The organism is Mesorhizobium sp. PAMC28654, assembly GCF_020616515.1.
Lineage (GTDB): Bacteria > Pseudomonadota > Alphaproteobacteria > Rhizobiales > Rhizobiaceae > Mesorhizobium.
This window is the reverse complement of sequence record NZ_CP085135.1, coordinates 1,264,397-1,282,824: the sequence shown is the minus strand read 5'-3', so window position 1 is coordinate 1,282,824 and position 18,428 is coordinate 1,264,397. Positions and strand designations below refer to the sequence as shown.

At 61.3% G+C, this 18,428-nt stretch carries 17 protein-coding genes and 2 pseudogenes; 6 read left to right on the top strand and 13 right to left on the bottom strand.

The features are described 5' to 3' along the window. Positions 1-108: 108 nt before the first annotated feature. Entirely contained in the window at positions 109-1,107 is a 999-nt protein-coding gene (locus LGH82_RS06530; protein WP_227347749.1) for an NAD-dependent epimerase/dehydratase family protein, read from the top strand. 48 nt (positions 1,108-1,155) lie between these two features. Here LGH82_RS06530 and LGH82_RS06525 read toward each other — a convergent pair whose 3' ends face one another. From LGH82_RS06525 to LGH82_RS06505, 5 genes and pseudogenes are all read right to left on the bottom strand, one after another. Next, complete coding sequence (locus LGH82_RS06525) at positions 1,156-1,917, bottom strand: MBL fold metallo-hydrolase (protein ID WP_227347748.1); 762 nt, start codon at positions 1,915-1,917, stop codon at positions 1,156-1,158. Between the two features lie 3 nt (positions 1,918-1,920). Continuing rightward, entirely contained in the window at positions 1,921-2,985 is a 1,065-nt protein-coding gene (locus tag LGH82_RS06520) for an ABC transporter ATP-binding protein (RefSeq protein WP_227347747.1), read from the bottom strand. Next, positions 2,982-3,762 (bottom strand): annotated as a pseudogene (locus LGH82_RS06515) (ABC transporter permease). Before LGH82_RS06515 ends, LGH82_RS06520 begins: the two are co-directional and overlap by 4 nt. Positions 3,763-3,764: 2 nt before the next feature. Next, entirely contained in the window at positions 3,765-4,598 is an 834-nt protein-coding gene (locus tag LGH82_RS06510; RefSeq protein ID WP_227347746.1) for an ABC transporter permease, read from the bottom strand. A gap of 12 nt (positions 4,599-4,610) precedes the next feature. Further along, positions 4,611-5,700: pseudogene (locus tag LGH82_RS06505) on the bottom strand (spermidine/putrescine ABC transporter substrate-binding protein). A 91-nt stretch (positions 5,701-5,791) separates the two neighbouring features. Here LGH82_RS06505 and LGH82_RS06500 point away from each other — a divergent pair. From LGH82_RS06500 to LGH82_RS06480, 5 genes are all read left to right on the top strand, one after another. Further along, the gene (locus LGH82_RS06500; RefSeq protein WP_227347745.1) at positions 5,792-6,406 is read left to right on the top strand and encodes a TetR/AcrR family transcriptional regulator; all 615 of its coding nucleotides are present in this window, start codon (positions 5,792-5,794) and stop codon (positions 6,404-6,406) included. Positions 6,407-6,536: 130 nt separating this feature from the next. Next, positions 6,537-7,100, top strand: coding sequence for a DUF2569 family protein (locus LGH82_RS06495; RefSeq protein ID WP_227347744.1), 564 nt, complete (start codon positions 6,537-6,539; stop codon positions 7,098-7,100). A 580-nt stretch (positions 7,101-7,680) separates the two neighbouring features. Then, complete coding sequence (locus LGH82_RS06490; protein ID WP_227347743.1) at positions 7,681-8,712, top strand: extracellular solute-binding protein; 1,032 nt, start codon at positions 7,681-7,683, stop codon at positions 8,710-8,712. 94 nt (positions 8,713-8,806) lie between these two features. Beyond that, a complete protein-coding gene (locus LGH82_RS06485) occupies positions 8,807-10,234 on the top strand; it encodes an amidase (RefSeq protein ID WP_227347742.1) in 1,428 nt (475 codons plus the stop codon). A gap of 65 nt (positions 10,235-10,299) precedes the next feature. Further along, positions 10,300-11,046: a TetR/AcrR family transcriptional regulator gene (locus tag LGH82_RS06480; protein WP_227347741.1), complete on the top strand. Its 747-nt coding sequence runs from the start codon at positions 10,300-10,302 to the stop codon at positions 11,044-11,046. Positions 11,047-11,110: 64 nt separating this feature from the next. Here the strand turns inward: LGH82_RS06480 and LGH82_RS06475 are convergent, their stop codons facing one another. The 8 genes from LGH82_RS06475 to LGH82_RS33590 form a co-directional block, all read right to left on the bottom strand. After that, positions 11,111-11,470, bottom strand: a complete 360-nt coding sequence (locus LGH82_RS06475; protein ID WP_227347740.1) for a cupin domain-containing protein — start codon at positions 11,468-11,470, stop codon at positions 11,111-11,113. Between the two features lie 71 nt (positions 11,471-11,541). Beyond that, positions 11,542-12,927: an NAD(P)/FAD-dependent oxidoreductase gene (locus LGH82_RS06470; protein WP_227347739.1), complete on the bottom strand. Its 1,386-nt coding sequence runs from the start codon at positions 12,925-12,927 to the stop codon at positions 11,542-11,544. Positions 12,928-12,955: 28 nt separating this feature from the next. After that, positions 12,956-14,074: an ABC transporter ATP-binding protein gene (locus tag LGH82_RS06465; protein WP_227347738.1), complete on the bottom strand. Its 1,119-nt coding sequence runs from the start codon at positions 14,072-14,074 to the stop codon at positions 12,956-12,958. 1 nt (position 14,075) lies between these two features. Continuing rightward, entirely contained in the window at positions 14,076-14,861 is a 786-nt protein-coding gene (locus tag LGH82_RS06460) for an ABC transporter permease (RefSeq protein ID WP_227347737.1), read from the bottom strand. Then, positions 14,858-15,766, bottom strand: a complete 909-nt coding sequence (locus tag LGH82_RS06455; protein WP_227347736.1) for an ABC transporter permease — start codon at positions 15,764-15,766, stop codon at positions 14,858-14,860. Before LGH82_RS06455 ends, LGH82_RS06460 begins: the two co-directional genes overlap by 4 nt. A gap of 25 nt (positions 15,767-15,791) precedes the next feature. Next, positions 15,792-16,874, bottom strand: a complete 1,083-nt coding sequence (locus LGH82_RS06450) for an extracellular solute-binding protein (protein WP_413771430.1) — start codon at positions 16,872-16,874, stop codon at positions 15,792-15,794. A 1-nt stretch (position 16,875) separates the two neighbouring features. Then, on the bottom strand, positions 16,876-17,571 hold the full coding sequence (locus LGH82_RS06445; protein WP_227347735.1) for a helix-turn-helix domain-containing protein: 696 nt from the start codon (positions 17,569-17,571) through the stop codon (positions 16,876-16,878). A gap of 277 nt (positions 17,572-17,848) precedes the next feature. Then, the gene (locus LGH82_RS33590) at positions 17,849-18,100 is read right to left on the bottom strand and encodes a GCG_CRPN prefix-to-repeats domain-containing protein (RefSeq protein ID WP_413771429.1); all 252 of its coding nucleotides are present in this window, start codon (positions 18,098-18,100) and stop codon (positions 17,849-17,851) included. Positions 18,101-18,428: the final 328 nt, after the last annotated feature.

Genomic DNA, 18,428 nt, shown 5'->3' with positions numbered 1-18,428 from the left:
ATGAACCCACTTTGCGGACAGGATTGATGGCGGGCGAAACGCCTATCTTGCGTTCGTTGGAAAGGCATCGGCTGGCGTTGAATGGCCGATATCGAGAGGAAGGCTTCCATGCGCAGCGTTCTGATTTCGGGTGGCTGCGGTTTCCTCGGCTCACATTTGATCGACCGCCTGTTGCTGCGTACCGATCTGGAAAGACTGGTTGTAGTCGACAATCTCTGGACCGGATTGCTGGGGAATATCGCGCATATCGATGATCCTCTCCTTGGCCTGGAAATTCAGGACGCCGAAAGCTTCGTGTCGCGGCATCGCTTCGACGAGATCATACATCTCGCATCGCCGGCGTCGCCGGTGTGGTACATGCGTGAACCGGCGCGCACCATCAGGGCCAACATTGGCGGAGCGCTCAATCTTTTGACCGTGCTCAAGCCAGGCGGCCGTTTTTGCTTTGCTTCAACCTCGGAGGTCTACGGCGATCCCCTGGTCTCTCCACAACCCGAGAGCTACAGGGGCTCCGTGGATTGCACCGGCCCCAGGTCGTCATATGATGAAAGCAAGCGCTGCACGGAAGCGTTGCTGTTCGAACAGCAGCGCGTCAGCAACCTCGACATTCGTGTTGTGCGGCTGTTCAACACATATGGACCGCGCACACGCATCGATGACGGCCGCGCCGTATCGAATTTCATCTGCCAGGCGCTGACAACCGGGATCGTGACTGTCCATGGCAATGGCTCGCAATCGCGGAGCTGGGGTTATGTGGATGACATTGTCGAGGGACTGGAGCGGTTCTTCTGGCGCGACCCCATTGATCATCGGGGACCGCTCAACGTCGGCAACAATTGCGAGATTTCAGTCCTGGAGATTGCGGAGTTCGTTTGCTCGCTTGTTCCAGGCAGCCGCATCGAGCACCATCCGCCGCTTCCGCAGGACCCGACCAACCGCTGCCCGGACCTGACTTTGGCCACGCGGGTCCTTCCGGGCTGGGAAGCGAAAACCGGCTATCGGGATGGCATCAGGCTGACCCTCGAATGGTTTCGAGAGCAGATCGCGGTCGGGGCGTCCGCTCCCCAAGAGCGCGCTACGGCTGCTGTCGCTGAGGCCCGGCGCTGAGCATAGCCGGCCGGTTTGCCCAACTGGTCACTATGCTGAAACACGCAACTATCGCGTCTTCAGCAGATGGCAGCCGGCTTGCCGCTTTTGCGCCAGATACTCATCGACAAGCTGGCGGTAGCGCACCTTGCCGAAGCTCGGAAAATGGCCGCCATGCACGATCGAGACATCAAGGTCGCGCATGCGCACCAATGTTGCGATATAATCATCGATGTCAGAGTGATAGACGTCGTCGATCAAGGGGCCGTCATAGATGATATCGCCGGAAAGCAGGATGCCGGTCTTCTTCTCGTGGAGCGCGATGCCGCCCGGCGAGTGGCCGGGTGTGTGGATCACCTCGAAGGCACGGTCGCCAAGATCGACGACATCGCCATGCGCGAGCAGGCGGTCGGCGGGTGCGGGCTGAATGCTGTAGCTAGCCGTGTCCCAGCCTTCCGGCATGCCGTCGAACATTTCGTCGGTCGCGTAGGTGCCGGCGGCGGTCCATTCGTTGCGCGGATCGGCGAGGATTTGAGCCTCGGCCGCGTGTACGCATCGATCCGGAAATTCATGGTGGCAGCCGATATGGTCGAAATGCGTGTGGCTGGCGACGCAGGTGAGTTTTCGCTCCGTTACCATCGGCACATGAGAGCGCAAGCTGAAATGGCCGAGGCCGGTGTCGAAGAGGAGATCGCGGTCGCGGCCGCGTACGTGCCACATGTTGCAGCGAAAGAACGGCTTGATCCACGGCTCGTGGATCAGCGTGACGCCATCGCTCATGCGGATGGTCTCGTACCAAGCGACGGCGCCTATGACGGGAAATTCAGACATGACTCAGTTCGCCAACAAATTGATGTCGTCAGCGTTGCATGAAACAGCGACCGTGTCGCCCGGCTGAACGCTGGCGGCGGCCGGAACCTTGGCGATGTAGTGCAGCGCCGGGTCCTTGGTGGACACCGCCAGCACACGCTTGAAGCTGCCCTGAAAGACCACGTCGCTCACCTTGGCCATGCCGAGCACTGCTGTGCCTCCAGTCGCGCCAAGGATGAGATGCTCCGGTCGTATAGCCAGGGAGACGGCCGTGCCCACAGGCAAGCTGCCTCGCAGCGAAATCGGCTCGGCGGGCGTTGCAACCGTGATTGTGCCGTCGCTCGCCGCTGTCACTGTTCCCGAGACAAGCGTACTCTCGCCCATGAAGGTCGCCGAAAAGCGCGTCGCCGGCCTCGCATAGACGCGCTCGGGCGGCCCTTCGTCCTCGATGCGCCCGTCATTCATCACCACGCAATGATCGGCCAAGGCCATCGCTTCTTCCTGGTCGTGGGTGACATGGATGAAAGCCGTGCCGACACGCTTCTGGATCGCCTTCAGTTCATCCTGCATCTGCCGGCGCAGTTTCAGGTCGAGCGCGCCGAGCGGTTCGTCGAGCAGCAGAACCGCAGGCTCCACGACGAGAGCGCGCGCCAGCGCCACGCGCTGCCGCTGGCCGCCGGAAAGCTGGTGCGGCTTCTTGTCGAAGGCAGTGGCGAGGCCGACCAGCGCCAGAGCGTCACGTGCCCTGGCGGCGCGCGTCGGGCCATCGACACCCCGCATGCGCAGGCCAAAGCCGACATTGCCGCCGACGCTGATGTGCGGGAACAGGGCATAGTCCTGGAACACGGTCGTTGTCGGGCGCTTCGCCGGCGGCACCGAGGTGCAGTCTTCGCCACGGATGAACACCTTGCCTTCGCTAGGGCTGACAAAGCCACCGAGAATGGAGAGCAGCGTCGTCTTGCCGGAGCCGGACGGCCCGAGCAGGATGGTGTAGCTGCCGGGTTCGATGGCAAGCGAGACGTTTTTCAGCACTGCAAGCTGGCCGAAACGGTGCGAGATGTTGCGGATATCGACAAGGGGGGCGCTCATGCCGGCTTTCTCCGCAACAATGTCAGTTCGAACAGCACCACCAGCACGATGGAGACGGCAAAGACCAGCGAACCGACGGCGTTGGTCTTGGGATTGAGTCCCGAGCGCAGCAGGTTCCAGATTTCCACCGGCAGCGTCGTGTCGAAGCGCGTCAGCAGGAAGGAGATCACGAACTCGTCCCAGGAGAATGTCATCGACAGGAAGAAGCCGGCGAAGATGGCGGGCGCCATCACCGGGACAGTAATTAGAAGCAGCACCTTCCATTCCGGTGCGCCGAGGTCGCGCGCGGCGCGCTCGATGTTGATCTGGTGGTCGCCCATCTGGCTGTAGATGATGGCGAAGCAGAGCGGCAGGTTGATCACAACATGGCCGATGCCGGCCGAGACCAGCGACTTCGGGACGCCGGCCCAGTTGAACAGCACCAGCAGTCCCATGCCGATGATGAGGTAGCTGACCGTCAGCGGCAGCGTGATCAGTCCGCGCAGCAGCCCTGAGCCCGGCAGGACGAAGCGCGCGAAACCCCAGGCGGACAGGAAGCCGAGCGTGACGGCGGCGAATGACGAGATGGACGCCACCAGCAGAGAATTGACCAGCGCCGAGGTCAGTCGTGTCGGACAGAACGGCTTCGTACCAGCGCAGCGACGGACCGGTGAAGGGCGGGATCGGAAACGACGTTGCCTGCAGCGAGAACAGCACCAGCACGACCACCGGCAGGAAAATGAAGGCGTAGACGGCAAGGGCGTATAGCCACGAAACGATGCGGACAATCTGGCGCATGGTCACGCCCGCTCGATCTTCAGCCAGCGGGCGCAGGCGAGATAGGCGATGGTGACGACCGCCATCAGGATAATTGCCAGCGCCGAGGCAAGGGGAAAGTCGCCGCGCCGGCCGATCTGCATCATCACCAGTTGCGGCATCAGAAGCTCATTGTTGCCGCCGAGGATCTGCGGCGTGATATAGTCGCCGATGCACAGTACGAAGGTGAGGAAAGCGCCGACCATGATGCCGGGCAAGGTCAGCGGCAAGACAACGTGCAGGAAGGTGCGCACCGGCCCCGCGCCGAGATCGGCGGCGGCCTTGCGATAGCTGGGGCTGAGCTGCTTGAGATTTGCGAAGATCGTGAGCGTCAAGAGCATGACGAAGAAATGCACGAAGCCGGTGACAGTGGCGAAGCGAGTGTTGGCGAGTTGCAGCGGTTCGGAGAGCAGCCCGGAGCCGGTCAGCGCGCGGCTGATGACGCCGTTCTGGGCGAGCACCAGCAGCCAGGAATAGGAGCGCACGACATACGAAGTCCAGAACGGCAGCACCGCCAGCATCAGCGCCAGCCGCTGCCAGCGTTCCGGCACCTGCTCGGCCAGGATCCAGGCGAAGGGATAGGCGAGCAGCACAGAGATCACGGTGACCTGCAGTGAATTCACCATCGCCTGCCAATAGGACGGGTTGGTGAAGAACTGGCTGTAATTGGACAGCGTGAAGCCGCCGCCTTCATGCGCCGTAAGGCTGGAAAGCCCCATGGCGATCAAGGGCAGGACGAAGAACAGCAGCGTCCAGCCTAGCGCCGGCGTGACCAGCGCCCAGGGCAGGGCACGCCCGTTGTTTCCAGCCGAGTTCATGAGCGGCGTCGCTCACTTCGCCTGCAGCATTTCGGTCCACATGTCCTGCATCTTCTTGTCGAGATCGGCGTTCGGCGCCGGATAGGCCTGGGCGCGGGCGAGGAATTCCGGCTGTTCGTCGAAACGCAGGACCTTCTTCTGGTCGTCGGTCAGCGCCGCCTTGGTGTTGGACGGCATGCCCCAGTAGCAGGACGAGGTGGCAAGCCGCGCCTGGCCCTCGGGGCTCATGACGTACTGGATAAACTTCAGCGCCATGTCCTTGTTCTTGGAGTCCTTGAACATGGCCAGCGACTGCGACCACAGCACAGCACCCTCCTTCGGGATCGAGAAGTCCAACGCCGGGTTCTCCTTGGCCAATCCCGCGGTCACCCACTCACCGCCGCCGACGAGGATGTCGACCTCGCCCGTCGCTAGCGCGGTCTGGCTGGCGGTGACCTCGCCGACCAGCTTGGCGTTGGCCTTCATCTTCAGAAGCTCGGCCTTGAGGGCAGGCAGGTCGGCTTCGGTCAGGTCCGCCGTCTTCTTGCCGATGGCAAGCGCGGCCATGCCGATGACCGGCAGATAATAGTCGTAGATGGCGACCTTGCCCTTGTATTTGTCTGATGTCAGCGATGCCAGAGACTGCATGTCGGCCGGATCGACCTTGGTCTTGTTGTAGCCGATTGTGTTGTAGCCGAACTTTTCGGTGATGCCGTAGCGCTTGCCGCCGACGATGGTGGAACCGTCCATCTTCACCTGTGGAAACATGTCGGCCAGCGGCAGCTTGTCTTCCGGCAGCGGCTCGAACAGGCCCTTTTCGACGCCGCGCGGCACATCGATGCTGTCGATCACCATCACGTCCCAGTCACCCGGCTGCGACTGTTCGACGATGGCGAGGCCAGCGCCTGTGCCCTCGAATTCCTTGACGTTGACCTTGACATTGTTGGCCTGCTCGAAGGGCTGCAGCAGCGCCGGGTCCGAATGATCGCACCAGATCAGCGCGTTGAGATCGGCGGCCTGAGCGATGCCGCGCCGCCAGCAGAAGTGCCGTAGCGGCACATGCCGTGCGCAGCCGGGTCTTCAGGGCAGACGGCGGATTCATGGATGTGGATTTCATGGACATCGAGTGTTCTCCCTTGCCTTTGTGGCTTCTTGTAAAAAATTGAACCAATTTCAAAATTGAGTCAATTCTATTTTTGTGGCAAGAGGCTGATATGAGCGGATTGCGGGCAAGGCAAAAGGCGGATCGTCACCGGCGCATCATCGAGGCGGCGGCCGAACTTTTCCGCGATGCCGGCTATGAAGGCGCCAAGATCGAGGCGATCGCCACGCAGGCCGAAGTGTCGGTCGGCACGATCTACAATTACTACCAGAATAAGGGCGACATCCTCGGCGCCATCGTCTCGCTTGAGGTCAACGAAGTGCTCAATGCCGGGCGCGGCGTGGTTGCCAAGCCGCCGGCCAATGTCGGCGACGCATTGGACACGCTGGTGGGCATCTACATTGAACACTCCTTGCACTATCTCAGCAAGGAGATGTGGCGGCAGGCGATGGCGATCTCGACGCAGCTGCCCGATAGCCCGTTCGGCCAGGCCTACACCGCGCTCGACCGGTCGCTGACCGAACAGATCAGCGCGCTGATCGCCCGGCTGCAGTCGCTTGGCCTTGTACGGCAGGATATCGACGGGCAGGCGCTGGGCGAGCTGATCTTCAACAACATGAACATGATGTTCATCGAGTTCGTAAAGCGCGAAGAAGCGAGGATTCCCGAGTTGCGGCTCGCGATACGCCGGCAGAACCGGGTACTGGTTGCGGCGATTGCGGTGTGACGGCGGCTCCTGTCGGCAGGGCAGGAGAGGCGGGCTTTTCGGTCAGGGGCGCGCGCGAGTTCGTTCGAACTCCTCTTGAGTCGAGGCCAAAACATGATACAACCCAGGGGTGCATTAAAGGGAGGGGTTGATGCAATTTTCCATATGGCATTGGGTAATATTATTGCTTCTGATTGGCGTGCCTGTCTTCTTTGCTGTTCGGTCGGCGAGTAAGCCTTCACAGAATCCAGCGAGCCTGGTGGGGTTTGGAGGTTGGCTGATGCTTCTGGCGATCGGTCAGGCGCTGTCTCCATTGCGCACGCTCGCGATATTGGGCACGTCGAGTGACGACTACCAAAAACTCATGACGCTCCCGAATGGCGCCTTGGCGACGTATGGAGAGGTTGGCCTGTTGCTGGCGTTCCTGGCCCTTCAGGTGGTTGTGTTGGTTGCAATGCTGCGGCGCAGTTTCCGCTTCAGGCAGTTGTTTCTGTATCAGTGGATTGCAATACCTGTCTTGTTTCTCCTGGATACGATTTGGATTTCGGCGGTTCTGAGCGTTCCGATGAACCAGGTGCTCACAGGCGACGCGCTGGTCGCACCTATCGTGTCGTTTGTGCTGACCGGCATTTGGGTCGCTTACGTCCACAAGTCGGTCAGGGTGAGGAACACGTTCACAAGGGCGACCGCACCCGATCAACTTGCAGGTGCATAGAGGCTCCGCGACCGGCAATCTACTTCGGAAGACGTTGACTGATCTCTTCTGAAAAGTAGGCGGCGGATTGGAGCTTCCGGCGGAACGATCCACGCCGGAGGCTTCGTCCATTTCGCTGTGAAAGCGGACACAAACGTCGGGGCTTTCCTTGGTTGTGGCAAAGCCTGGTTCTGATGGGGCTCATCAAAATTCACCCGCAAAACACTTCTTAGTCTTCCTCCCACTGCCCAGATTGTTCCCGCCTCGAAGCACCTGAAGTCAGCGCGGTGCACAGCGGTTCGAAAGCGATCCGCAAAGCGACCTATCTCACGCGATTGACCTCCGGGTCGATGCGACTATCCCGCAGTAACGGTGCACCGAAAACATATTGACTGTATAGTTAGTCATGTTATCCCTATGGCTGTCGATCGGGTTGGACAGCCGGCTTGCCGGTGAATGGCCACTTAGAAGCGCGAGGGGAATATCTTGGCAGCCATCTGGCTTGCCGTTGCGGCGAAAGGCGTCGCCGCCTTCCTTTTCTTCAGCAGGAAACGGACCTGAGGCCGCGTTGCCGCCGGTCCCAACAATGGGAGCAAGTAGTATGAACTGGAAACTGACCGCGACGGCCGTCGCGCTGTCGCTGCTGTGCGCGGGCGCTGCACGTGCCGACGGCGAACTCAACATCTACAATTGGGGAAATTACACCAGCCCCGATCTCATCAAGAAGTTCGAGGAGACCTACAAGGTCAAGGTTACCGTCACCGACTTCGATTCCAATGACACGGCGCTTGCCAAGGTGCGGCAGGGCGCTTCCGGTTATGACATCGTGGTACCTTCGGCCAGCGTCATCCCGGTCTGGATCAGCGAGGGTCTGCTGCTGGAGACTGACCCCAACAAGATGGATAACTTCAAGAACGTCGATCCGAGATGGGTTGACGTGCCTTTCGATCCGGGCCGCAAATACACTGTTCCGTGGCAATGGGGCACGACGGGCGTATCGGTCAACAAGTCGGTCTACTCCGGCGACATCAACACCTCAGCGATCTTCCTCGATCCGCCGCCCGAACTCGTCGGCAAGATCAATGTCGTGCCCGAAATGGGGGACATCATGTTCCTGGCCATCGCCTACGAAGGTGGCAAATACTGTACCGACGATATGCAGGTGCTGAAGAAGGTCCACGACAAGCTGATCGAGGCGAAGGCGAAATGGCTTTCGCTCGACTATGCGGCCGTCGACGGCCTTGGCAGGGGTGACATCGCCGCCGGCGTCAATTGGAACGGCATATCCCTGCGGCAGCGGTTGCAGAATGACAAGATCGTCTACGGATATCCGAAAGAGGGTTTCCCCATCTGGATGGACAATGTCGCCGTCCTCAAGGATGCCAAGAATGTCGAGAATGCCAAGCTCTTCCAGAACTTCATCATGGACCCGCGGAACGCCGCGTTGATCTCGGCCTTCGCGCGCTACGCCAACGGCATCAAGGGCTCGGAAGCCTTCATGCCCGACGACATGAAGAATGCGCCGGAAGTGAACGTTCCGGCTGAATTCGCTGCCAAGGGCCAGTTCATGCAGGCCTGCCCGTCCAATGTGCAGGCGCTCTACACGAAGATCTGGACCGACCTCCAGAAATAGCCTGGCTCCGGGTTTCTCCGCGCCGCGACGTGCGGCGCGGCCATCTCCCTTCATTCAAGCAAAAAACGCGATCCGGTGATCGCAGGAGATTTTCATGACCGATCTCGACCTTTGCTACATGCCGGCCAGCGAAGCGCTGCGGCTGTTCAAGGCGAAGAAACTTTCGCCCGTCGAATTGATGCAGGCCACCATTCGCCGTGCCGAAGCGACGAAGCCGACGATCAACTGCTTCACCTTCACCCATTTTGATGAGGCGTTGGATCTGGCCAAAAAAGCCGAGGCCAAATACGCCAAGGGCTCCAGGACTGGCGCTCTTGAAGGCCTGCCCATCGGTATCAAGGACGAGAGCTACATCAAGGGCAAGCCGACCTCGCATGGCTCGCTTCTGTCGAAGGACGCCATCGGCGGACACACCTCGACGATGAACGAGCGTATCATGAAGGCCGGAGGCATCGTGCATGCGCGCACCGCTACGCCGGAGTTCAGCTGCGCCGGCTATACCTGGTCCAGGCGCTGGGGCGTCACACGAAACCCGTGGAATCCGGACTTCACGCCGGGCGGTTCGTCCGGCGGCGCGGCGGCGACACTGGCCTCCGGCACATCCTCGATTGCAACCGGCTCGGACATTGGCGGATCAATCCGAATTCCGGCCTCTGCCTGCGGCCTTGTCGGCTTGAAGCCGCCTTATGGCCGAAATCCCGATGAGCCCCCTTTCAATCTCGATTTCTACTGTCATACCGGACCCTTGGCGCGGAACGTGAAGGACGCGATCCTGCTGCAGAATGTCATGGCGGGACCGAGCCCGCTCGACATTGCCACGCTTCGGCCCAAGCTGCGCTTGCCGCTTGATTACAAGCCGATCAGCGGCTGGAGGATCGCGTTTTCCATGGACCTCGGCTCCTATGAGGTGGATCCGGAGGTGCGCAAGAACACGCTCGCGGCGTGCGATGTGTTCCGGTCGTTGGGGGCTACGGTCGAGGAAGTCGATCTGGGTTGGGGCGACGAGGTGCTGAAGGCCGGCATGGCCTATCTGGAGCATCTGTTCGGCGCGTCGCTCTCCCAACTGCTCCAGGAACACGGCAAGGACATGACGAGCTATGCGCGTCAGTTCGCCGAGGGCGGGCAGAAGTCGAAGGCGACGGACTTTGTCGCAACCCTGGAGGTGGCGGCCAGGATGTACCAGACACTGGGTCCGTTGTTGGAAAAATACGACGTTCTGATCTGCCCGACCAACGCGATTCCCGCCGTGCCGGCTGAGTTCGATCACTCCAAGGACACAGTCGAGATCAACGGAACGCAGGTGAACCCGTCGCTTGGCTGGGTGATGACGACGCCGTTCAACATGATGAGCCGTTGCCCGGTTCTGTCCATACCCTCGGGCAGGGCGGCGAATGGCGTGCCGACAGGCATCCAGATCGTCGGCCGCACCTATTGTGACGCCGATGTGTTTCAGGCAGCAATGGCTTATGAAACGGCGCGGGGCCAATGGTACGCGAGCGCGCAAACACGACCGGTGCTTTGATCGTGTATAAGTAACACCTGCAACGGGGGCTTGCGCGCCGGCTCCAGCCATGGTGAGCCGGCGAAATGTCCACTGCAGGGTTCGAACAGGACTGGAAGAAGATGGCGCAACGCAAGGCAACCGTGGCACCGGAGATCAGCAAGGTTGCACCGGCCGAGGGCAAGGGTTCGAAACCCGCCCCCGGCCTCAGGGATCGTCGGCGCGAACGCGGCGAAGCGAGCATTCAGCGGATCATCGAGGCCACGATCGAGCTCATCGCGGACGAGGGACTCGCGACCGTCACCATGCAACGCATTGCCGAGCATGTCGGCTCGTCCAACGCGCTGGTCGTGTTCCACTTCCGCAGCAAGGAGAACCTCTTCAGGGCCGTGCTGCAGTATCTCAGCGACCAGTACGACGAACTGTGGGCGAGCCTGGTCCGAACTCCGGGCCTGTCACCCGTCCAGCGGCTGATGGGTGCACTCGAATGCGCGCAGCGATTTTCACGACTGCATCCCAAATGGGTGTCGGTGTTCGTCGTCTTTTCCAGCGATCGCAAGAGCATGCAAATCTACAATGAGATCGGCATGCCGAATGATCTCGCCTACACCGCCGAGGCGCGTGAATTCCTCGTCGAAATCGCTGACATCGGCGGTTACAGCGACGTCGATACGGACACGCTGGCCGAAAGCCTCAACTATCTCGTTCACGGTGCATGGTTCTGGGATCATTTGAACCCACCGGAAGGCCGGTCCGATGTGCTGCGCAAGACGATGCTGATGCTGCTGCATCAGGCGTTTCCACGACATTTCGATCTGGCCCCGCGTGACTGATCACAAGCCTCTGGCTTGATCCGACCCGCGCCGGTTTGCAAACCCGACCAGAAATGGATTCAGCTCACGCCCTCTCGGAGTGCAGGATGTAGAGTTTTCGCGTCTTCTCGTGAATGGTCCACTCGCCCTGCCAGCCTTTGGGCAGAACGAGCATCTCACCGGGGCCGACGTCTTCACTGCGACCATCGGGGCCGTGCAATGAGACCCGGCCTGACACGATGTGGCAGGTTTCGGAATTCGTGTCGCGCGAGGCCGTGAACCGGCCGGGCGTGCATTCCCAGACGCCGACTTCCAATGTCCCGTCGGGCGAGGCCCACAATGTCACGGACGATTCGACCTGATCGCCGCTGATCGACGTCGGCTTGGGCTCGGGCGCGCCGAGATCGATGGAGGTGAGGTGAGCAAAGGTCTGGAAGTCAATCATGGCGGTCTCCGGGCAGGCACTGAAAAATGCTTTTAGGACTTATGTACGGATTGGCAGGTGCCGCAGCGGGTTCAATGTCCGGTGATGCGGTCGGCGATCCCTGCCAGTTTCGATGTGTGTTCGAGGCCGGCTTCCTCACGCTCGTCGGCCACGCGGTAGAGCTGGTACATCGAGTGGACGCCGAGCCATCGCATGGGCTCCGGTTCCCATTTGCTAACCCGGCGATTGACCCAGGGCAGGCGGGTCAGTTCGGTGTCGCGGCGAAGGATAAGGTCGCGCAGCGTCCGGCCCGAAAGGTTGGAGCTCGATACGCCGAGCCCGACATAGCCGCCAGCCCAGCCTATGCCGGTCTGAGGGTCAAGACCGGCCGTCGTGCACCAGTCGCGCGGCACTCCGAGCACGCCGCACCAGGCATGGTCGATACGAAGCTTGGCTGTCTGCGGCAGAAGGCGGGTGAGGATCGCATGCAGGCTTTCGATCGTCGCCTGCTGCGTCTGGCCACGCACGTCCGTTTGTGAACCATAGCGATAGGGCACGCCGCGCCCGCCCATGGTGATGCGGCCTTCACGGGTACGCTGGGCATAGCAATAGGCGTGCGCCGCGTCGCCCAGGAGCTCGTGGCCTTTCCAGCCGATCTCGTCCCACAGCGATTGCGGCAGCGGCTCGGTGATGATCTGGGCGCTGTTAAGCGGCAGCCAGAGCCGCTCATTGCCGGGAATGCCGGCCGTGAACCCTTCCGTGGCACGAATGATCGTGGGAGCGCGCACCGTGCCGCGATTGGTCGTGACTTTTCCCTTTTCGATGCCGGTCACGGTCGTCTGTTCGTAGATCGGCACGCCAAGGTGCTCGACCGCTTCGGACAGGCCGCGCACCAACTTGGCTGGCTGTACACGCGCCGTGCCATGATGAATGAACCCGCCAAGCACGTTCTTGATGTTGATGCGGGCCGTGGCTTCTTCCTGGCCGATCAGGCTGACACGATCTCGCGGCACGCTCCAGCCGATCGCTTCCGCATAGGCAGCCTTGATCCGCTCGAGTTGCGGCTTGTTGGTCGCAACCGTCAAATTGTCGACGCGGCGAATGTCGGCATCGATGCCTTCGGCTTCGGTCACCCCTATCACTTCGTCGACCGTGCCATGCATGGCCGTTTCCATGTCGATGACGGCGCCACGGGTCGACGCCTTCAGATATTTTTCGCGCGACCAGCTGAAACCTCCGGACAGCCAGCCGCCATTGCGGCCGGAAGCACCGAAGCCGGCGAATTCCCTTTCGACGATGGCGATGCGGATCGAAGGATCGGCCTTCTTCAGGTAATAGGCCGTCCACAAGCCGGTATAACCTGCGCCCACGATGCAGACATCGGCTTCGAGATCGCCCGGAAGCGGCGCGCGATAGGCCGGCAGGCCGCCAATGTCGGCATACCAGAACGAGACGTTGCCGTTGACCTTGGCATCCATGTTTAAAATCCTGTGGTGGAAAGAGGTGTCAGGTCATTGTCATGTCGGCGCGGTCGTCGTCGGCAAGAAGTTTTGCATCGACGGTCGACCAGCGCAGATCGACTGTGTCGCCAATAGAGAAAGACTTGGCCTCGAGCGACGCGCGCACGACGGCCACTGAACCATCGCGAAGCGTCACCTGGTATTTCGAACCGGACCCCAGATAGATCGCTTCGCTGACCTGAGCGGTGAGGCTGTTCTGCCCGTCGGCCACAGGCGCGTTCGCGCTGGCAAGCGACAGTTTCTCCGGCCGCAGCAGGACCACCGGCTTCTGACCGCTGGCGAGTTTTCCCCTGGCCACGATCTTCTGGCCGACAATCGTCAGGCTGGTCTCGCCGCCTGAAGTTTCCGCGGCGCCGCGCAAACTGGTCGATTCCCCGATGAACTTCGCCACGAACAAGGTCGTTGGCTCGTCATAGAGCTGGCGGCCGGTTCCCACCTGTTCGATACGCCCCTGGTTGAACACCGCGATGCGGTCGGACAGAACCAGCGCCTCTTCCTGGTCATGCGTCACATAGACGAAGGTGGTGCCGAGTTCGCGATGGATGCGCTTGATCTCCAACTGCAGCCATTCGCGAAGTTTTTTGTCGAGTGCGCCGAGCGGCTCATCCATCAAAAGCAGGGGCGGATCGAAGACGATGGCGCGGGCCAATGCCACACGCTGTTGCTGGCCGCCGGAAAGCTCGGCTGGGTAGCGATGCGCGAAATCGGCCATCTTGACCATGTCGAGCGCGCGCGCGACATGGCGGTCGCGCGCCTGCTTGTCCATGCCGCGCAGTGTGAGCGGATAGGCAACGTTCTTTCCGACGGTCATGTGCGGAAACAGCGCATAGTGCTGGAAGACCACCCCGATGTTGCGTTTGTGAGCGGGCAGGGCGACGATACTCTTCCCGCCTACGGCCAGGTCGCCGGAGGTCAGGTCCGTAAAACCAGCAACGACGTTGAGCGTGGTGGTCTTGCCTGATCCGCTGGGGCCCAGCAATGTCATGAACTCGCCCGGCTCGATATGCAGGCTTACGTCGTCGAGCGCGGTGAAATTGCCGTAACGCTTGGTGGCGCCTTGAATGTCGATGGCCGCGCCGCGTTCTCTGGTGTTGGACGCAGACATCTCAACTCCTCTTCGATTTAGAGCTGATGATCAGCCCGGCGCTGATGATCAGCGTCGTGGCAATGAAGATGATCGTTCCGACGGCTGTCACCGTGGGGTCGGCATCACGGGTGATGCTGGTGAAGATCTGCACTGGCAGGGTTTTCAGATAGGGGCTGGTGATGAACAGCGCGACGATGATTTCGTCGAAGGAGGTCACGAAGGCAAACAGCAGGCCGGACAGGATGCCAGGCGCGATCAGCGGCAAGGTCACGGTGCGGAACGTGGTGAAGCGGTTGGCGCCTAGGCTTGCCGCGGCGGTCTCCAGCCGCACGTCGAACACTTCGAGGCTTGCCGACACGGCGATGATGACGAAGGGGATCGCCAGCATCGTGTGGGCGATGACGAAGCCGATGGTGGTGCCGACGAGCTGGTAATCGAGATAGACGGCATAGATGCCGATCGCCAGGACCACGCCGGGCACGATCATCGGCGTGATCAGGATGGCGCGCAGCAGGCCGGCGCCGGAGTGCTTCATGCGGCCAAGGCCGAGCGCGGCCAGCGTGCCAATCAACGTCGCGGCAACAGCAACGAGGCTTGCTACCCTGAGCGAATTGAAGAAACTCGACAGCCAATCGGGGTTGGTGAAGAAATTCTCGTACCACTGCCAGGAGAAGCCCGAAGGTGGGAAGGCCAGCGACTTCTTCTCGTTGAACGACATCGGGATGATGACCAGGGTCGGCATCACCAGCCAGACGGCGACTAGCAGGCAGAACAGGCCAAGTATGATGCGGAAGGGCGTCTTCATGATCGGGACGCCTGTTTGTGGCGTTGGCGCATCAGCGGTGCCGCGAGCGCCAGCAGCACGAAGGTTGCAACCAGCAGCACGACGCCCATGGCGCCGCCGCGACCCCAGTTGAGCAGGCTGAGAACCTGGCTCTGCACCAGCGTCGACAGCATCGTGCTGCGCGGCCCGCCAAGCAGAGCCGGCGTGATGTAGAAGCCGAGCGACAGGATGAACACGATGATGGCGCCGGCGAATACGCCCGGCAGCGACAACGGCAGATAGATCTGCAGGAAGGCGCGCGGGGGGCGCGCGCCCAGGCTGCGCGCCGCCTGGACGAGGCGCAGGTCGATGCCGCGCATGACCGAATAGAGCGGCAGGATCATGAAGGGCAGCAGGACCTGCGCCATGCCGATGACGACGCCGGTCTGCGTGCGGATAAGCTTCACGCCGTCAAAGCCGAGCAGCCTGATGAGCGAATTGATGATGCCGGAATCCTGCAGCAGGATGACCCAGGCCAAGGTGCGCACGACACCGCTGACCCAGAACGGCACCAGCACGCACAGGATGAGGGCCAGCCGCAGGCGCGGCCCGACCGCGGTCATGAGATAGGCGTAGGGATAGGCTGCGATCACGCAGACGATGGTGACCCATGCCGCGATGGAAAAGGTGCGCCACAGAACCGTGACGTTCACCGGTGTGGAAAAGAACCAGACGTAGCTCTGCAAGCCCCAGGCGGGGTCCGAGAAACTGCGCAGCGTGACGGTCAGCAGCGGATAGCCCATGGCAGCGATGAGCAACAGCAAGGCCGGCATCGCCAGCAGCGAGGGATAGGCGGCAAGCCACGGGCGCCGCCGCGATGCAGGCGCGCCGCCCGCCGGCCGGGGATTTGCGTCCCCGGCCGTGGATATTTGCGATTTCTGGCTCACGCCTTTGCCTCGCGATCCAGCTGGCTCAGTTGCCGGCCATCAGCGCCGTCCACTTGTCGGACGCCGCCGCGAAATTGGCGACCCAGAACTTGATGTTCTGCTGGTAGCCCTGCTTGGCGTGGTCGGGCGAGTTGGTCAGGAAGGCGGCGACGGAAGCATCCACCTTCGGCTGTGATTCGGTGTTGATGGGCGAATAGGAGGTCTGCTCGGTCAATATCTCCTGCGACTTCTTGCCGAGATAGGCATTGATCAGCGCGTAGGACGCGTCGGTGTCCTTGGCCCCGACCGGGATGGTCAGCTGATCCATGACGACCAGCCAGTCCTTCCACACCGGAGTATAGGCGGCGCCATTCTTCACTGCCGTCATGGCGCGGCCCGTCCACATGATGATCATGTCGGCTTCACCGGATTCGGCGAGTTGCTGGGATTCAGCGCCGGTTTTCCAGAAGATCGTGTCCGGGCCGATGGCCTTGATCTTGGCTATGCCCTTGTCGATATCCGCGGCCGTCATCTTCTCGACCGAGCCGCCATCGGCCAGGATGCCCTGTTCGATAAGGCCGCCGATCGGGCTTCCGCTGCCGTCGATGGCGCGGGTGCCCGGGAATTTCTTGGTGTCGAAGAAGTCCTTCCAGTCTTTTGGCGGATTGTCCTTGTAGGTGGCGTTCTTGTACATGAGAATTGCGCCGTAGTTCATCGCCGGCACGCTGCACTCACCGACCTGTCCTGCCGGGATCTTCGAGATGTCGATCTTAGTCAGGTCGAGTTTCTGGAACAGTTTTCCGCAATGCACGAATGGCGGAAGATCGTCCGTGTCGACGACATCCCAGGTCACATTGCCGGACTCCACCTGCGCCTGGAGCTTGGCGATTTCGGTCGGTCCGTCGTTCAGCAGCTTGACGCCGCTCTTGTCGACGAACTCCTTGAGGGCGGCGACCTGTCCGTCCTGATAGATGCCGCCATAGGACACGAAGGTCAGGGTCTTTCCTTTCAGCGAACCGTCGACGACGGTGCCGGCCGGCGGCGCGCTCTGCGCGTAAACACCCGAGGTCGCCATGGCCGCGAGCGCTGTCGCGCCAACAATCTTCGCAAGCGTTGATCTGTATCCCATATTACTCATCCTTCCCAAACTCGCCTTTTGCTTGAGGCAACCCGGCCGCGAGTGGTTTCCGGGCTACATATTCGTCGAGATCGATGGCGCCGCTGGTTGGCGGTGCGATGATCCACAGCACTTCGGCGGGCGTGCTGCCGACATTCACCGTCTTGTGCGGCGTCGATGTGGGGTATTCGATGCTGTCACCCTCATCCAGAATGAAGGTCTCGGCGCCGAGCGTCAGTTCGACCCGGCCGCGCAGGACCAGGAACATCTCGTGCGCGTTGCCGTGGGTGTAGGGGGCATCACCGGTTGAGCCGCCGACATCGAAATGTCCGCAATAGACCTCGACATCACGTATCGGGCGGCGTGACAGCAGCGTCTTGCGATAGCCTTCGCTGACCGGAAGCGCAGGACGCTCCGCGCGCGTCAGCACTGCGTGCGGCGTCGCCTTGCGTTCATCGAAAAGGTCGGAGAGGCTGATGCCCAGTGCGTTGGCTACCAGCATCAGCGTGCTGGTGTTGGCGCCGGAGAGGCCGCGCTCGAGCTGGCTGAGGAAGCTGGCGGTGGTGCCGACGATGTCGCCGAGCTGGCGCAGGGTGAGTCGCCGTGCGGTGCGATAGAACTTGACGCGATCGCCCAATATCGTGGACCGCCGCGCTTCCATGCTGGACATGGCGCTGTCGTTGTCGCTGTGATCCTCGGCGATTTTCATGATGGCCTCGCAGTTCACTTTACAAGCTATTAAGTGAACATCGCGATGGCAAGCGGATTCGCGCAATCACCTCAAACCGACGGCGAGAGGGCGGCGGATCCCGCCATCAGGCTTCATCGTGCCGGCCGTGATAATTGCGCATTCTGTTGGGCGCAGTTGCGCCCAACTCGGAGGGTCCGCCACTCTGCTCATGGGAGTGAGGGGGTGAAAAACAAGGTCACGCAGTTGCAAGGTGCGGGAACGGAAGCTTGCCCATTCCCGCTGACGCATGGCGCGTCTAGCGATAGAGCCACCCACCACTGTGCCGATAGCGATGGCCCCAATAATGACCACCGTACCAATACCCAAGGCCGGGATAGAATATACCTACGGCTGGGCCGGGAACGACGACCACGGGGCCGCGATTTGGGCGACATCCGCCATACGGCCCACGATGAAATCCGATGCCGCAGCCGCCACTCGCTTCAGCAGGAGCCACTGCCGACAGGGCGGCTCCGACGGCAAAAGCGATCAAAATTATCTTTCTCATGATGTCCTCTCTTTTGGGTCGCACAACACGTTGTTGGGAAGTGGTGCAAATCCTTAAACGCCGCTCGCGCGGTTTTCCGTCGCGGCGAATTTTGACTTCCGGCAAGCGTGCTGGCGCCGCGGGTTTGCGACTGCAATAGAGGAGGTCGTGAGCGAGGCGCTGAAGAAGCCCGCATCCGAAAAAGGTGGGATTGAGGACTCAGACCCGCGTCAATTCGTTAAACTTGGTGCCCCGGACGGAATCGCGCGCCTCATGTTGCATCCGTGTCTCGCGTTAGCCCAATCTGGTGAAGCCAGTTCCGCCTCGTCATCGCCGCGCGGAAGTAGTT